The organism is Levilactobacillus hammesii DSM 16381, from assembly GCF_001434395.1.
Taxonomy (GTDB): Bacteria; Bacillota; Bacilli; order Lactobacillales; family Lactobacillaceae; genus Levilactobacillus; species Levilactobacillus hammesii.
The window spans coordinates 1-3,086 of record NZ_AZFS01000002.1; the positions used below are offsets into that span (position 1 = coordinate 1).

1 rRNA gene is annotated in these 3,086 nt (G+C 49.7%); it reads left to right on the forward strand.

The annotated features are described in order from the left end of the window. Nucleotides 1-145: 145 nt before the first annotated feature. Nucleotides 146-3,064 (forward strand): 23S ribosomal RNA (locus FD28_RS00015). The last annotated feature ends 22 nt before the right edge of the window (nt 3,065-3,086 follow it).

Here is a 3,086-nt window from a genome sequence, read left to right on the forward strand (position 1 = left end):
TTGTTCTTTGAAAACTAGATATTATCAATTATTTTCCTTTAATTATTAAGATAATTAAACCGAGAAACAACTGCGTATTTTTGAGTTTTTTAATTAGTTTATATCGCTAATACTCAATTAATCAGCGATTACGAAGTAATCGTTAGGTTAAGTTATGAAGGGCGCATGGTGGATGCCTTGGTACTAGGAGCCGATGAAGGACGGGACTAACACCGATATGCTTCGGGGAGCTGTACGTAAGCTTTGATCCGGAGATTTCCGAATGGGGAAACCCAATTACTTTAATCAGTAATTACAACTCAGGGAATACATACTTGAGTTGAGGCAGACGCGGGGAACTGAAACATCTAAGTACCCGCAGGAATAGAAAGAAAAATCGATTCCCTAAGTAGCGGCGAGCGAACGGGGAATAGCCCAAACCAAAGAGCTTGCTCTTTGGGGTTGTAGGACTGAACATTTGAGTTACCAAAGTCAATGATAATCGAAGAGTCTGGGAAGGCTCGGCATAGAGGGTGATACCCCCGTAGATGAAATCGTTGACCCTCAGTTCAGTATCCTGAGTACGGCCACACACGTGAAACGTGGTCGGAATCCGGGAGGACCATCTCCCAAGGCTAAATACTCCCTAGTGACCGATAGTGAACCAGTACCGTGAGGGAAAGGTGAAAAGCACCGCGGAAGCGGAGTGAAATAGTTCCTGAAACCATGTGCCTACAATTAGTTAGAGCCCGTTAATGGGTGATAGCGTGCCTTTTGTAGAATGAACCGGCGAGTTACGTTAATTTGCAAGGTTAAGGTGGAAAGACCGGAGCCGTAGCGAAAGCGAGTCTGAAACGGGCGTTTCAGTAAATTGATGTAGACCCGAAACCAGGTGACCTATCCATGTCCAGGTTGAAGGTGCGGTAAAGCGCACTGGAGGACCGAACCCGTGTATGTTGAAAAATGCTGGGATGAGGTGTGGATAGCGGTGAAATTCCAAACGAACTTGGAGATAGCTGGTTCTCTCCGAAATAGCTTTAGGGTTAGCCTCGGAGTTAAGAATCGTGGAGGTAGAGCCACTGTTTGGACTAGGGGCCCGTCATGGGTTACTGAATTCAGATAAACTCCGAATGCCACTGATTTATATCCGGGAGTCAGACGACGAGTGATAAGATCCGCCGTCGAAAGGGGAACAGCCCAGACCACCAATTAAGGTCCCTAAATACATGCTGAGTGGAAAAGGATGTGGAGTTGCATAGACAGCTAGGATGTTGGCTCAGAAGCAGCCACCATTTAAAGAGTGCGTAATAGCTCACTAGCCGAGTGATCCCGCGCCGAAAATTTACCGGGGCTAAGCATGTTACCGAAATTGTGGATGCGACCAATAGGTCGCGTGATAGGAGAGCGTTCTAAGGGCAACGAAGCTAGACCGCAAGGACTAGTGGAGCGCTTAGAAGTGAGAATGCCGGTATGAGTAGCGAAAGATCAGTGAGAATCTGATCCACCGAATGACTAAGGTTTCCTGGGGAAGGCTCGTCCTCCCAGGGTTAGTCGGGACCTAAGCCGAGGCTGAGAAGCGTAGGCGATGGATAACAGGTTGATATTCCTGTACTAGTTAATCATGTTTGAACGATGGAGGGACGCAGGAGGCTATGGTGTGCACACGATTGGAAATGTGTGTTCAAGCGTCAAGTCTGGTGATGAGTTAAATGCTTATCGCTAAGGACAAGGCGTGACGAGGACCGAATTTTAGTAGGGAAGCGCCAGACGTCACACTGCCGAGAAAAGCTTCTAGTTAGTGATTAATTACCCGTACCGCAAACCGACACAGGTAGTCGAGGAGAGTATCCTAAGGTGAGCGAGTGAACTCTCGTTAAGGAACTCGGCAAAATGACCCCGTAACTTCGGGAGAAGGGGTGCTACACGCAAGTGTAGCCGCAGTGAAAAGGCCCAGGCGACTGTTTATCAAAAACACAGGTTTCTGCAAAATCGTAAGATGACGTATAGGGGCTGACGCCTGCCCGGTGCTGGAAGGTTAAGTGGATGAGTTAGCTTCGGCGAAGCCCAGAAATGAAGCCCCAGTAAACGGCGGCCGTAACTATAACGGTCCTAAGGTAGCGAAATTCCTTGTCGGGTAAGTTCCGACCCGCACGAAAGGCGTAACGATCTGGGCACTGTCTCAACGAGAGACTCGGTGAAATTATATTACCTGTGAAGATGCAGGTTACCCGCGACAGGACGGAAAGACCCCATGGAGCTTTACTGTAGCTTGATATTGGGTGTTGACACAGCTTGTACAGGATAGGTCGGAGCCGTAGAACTCGGAACGCTAGTTTCGAGTGAGGCGCTGGTGGGATACGACCCTCGCTGTGTGAACACTCTAACCCACACCACTAATCGTGGTGGGAGACAGTGTCAGGTGGGCAGTTTGACTGGGGCGGTCGCCTCCTAAAAAGTAACGGAGGCGCCCAAAGGTTCTCTCAGAATGGTTGGAAATCATTCGTCGAGTGTAAAGGCAGAAGAGAGCTTGACTGCGAGACAGACAGGTCGAGCAGGGACGAAAGTCGGGCTTAGTGATCCGGTGGTACCGTATGGAAGGGCCATCGCTCAACGGATAAAAGCTACCCTGGGGATAACAGGCTTATCTCCCCCAAGAGTCCACATCGACGGGGAGGTTTGGCACCTCGATGTCGGCTCATCGCATCCTGGGGCTGTAGTCGGTCCCAAGGGTTGGGCTGTTCGCCCATTAAAGCGGTACGCGAGCTGGGTTCAGAACGTCGTGAGACAGTTCGGTCCCTATCCGTCGCGGGCGTAGGAAATTTGAGAGGAGCTGTCCTTAGTACGAGAGGACCGGGATGGACATACCGCTGGTGTACCAGTTGTGCCGCCAGGCGCATCGCTGGGTAGCTATGTATGGATGAGATAAACGCTGAAAGCATCTAAGTGTGAAACTCGCCTCGAGATGAGATTTCCCATTCCTATATGGAAGTAAGACCCCTGAAAGATGATCAGGTAGATAGGCTGGAAGTAGCAGCGCTGTGAGGCGTGGAGCGGACCAGTACTAATCGGTCGAGGACTTAACCAAGTTGAAAACGTGGTTGTTTCCG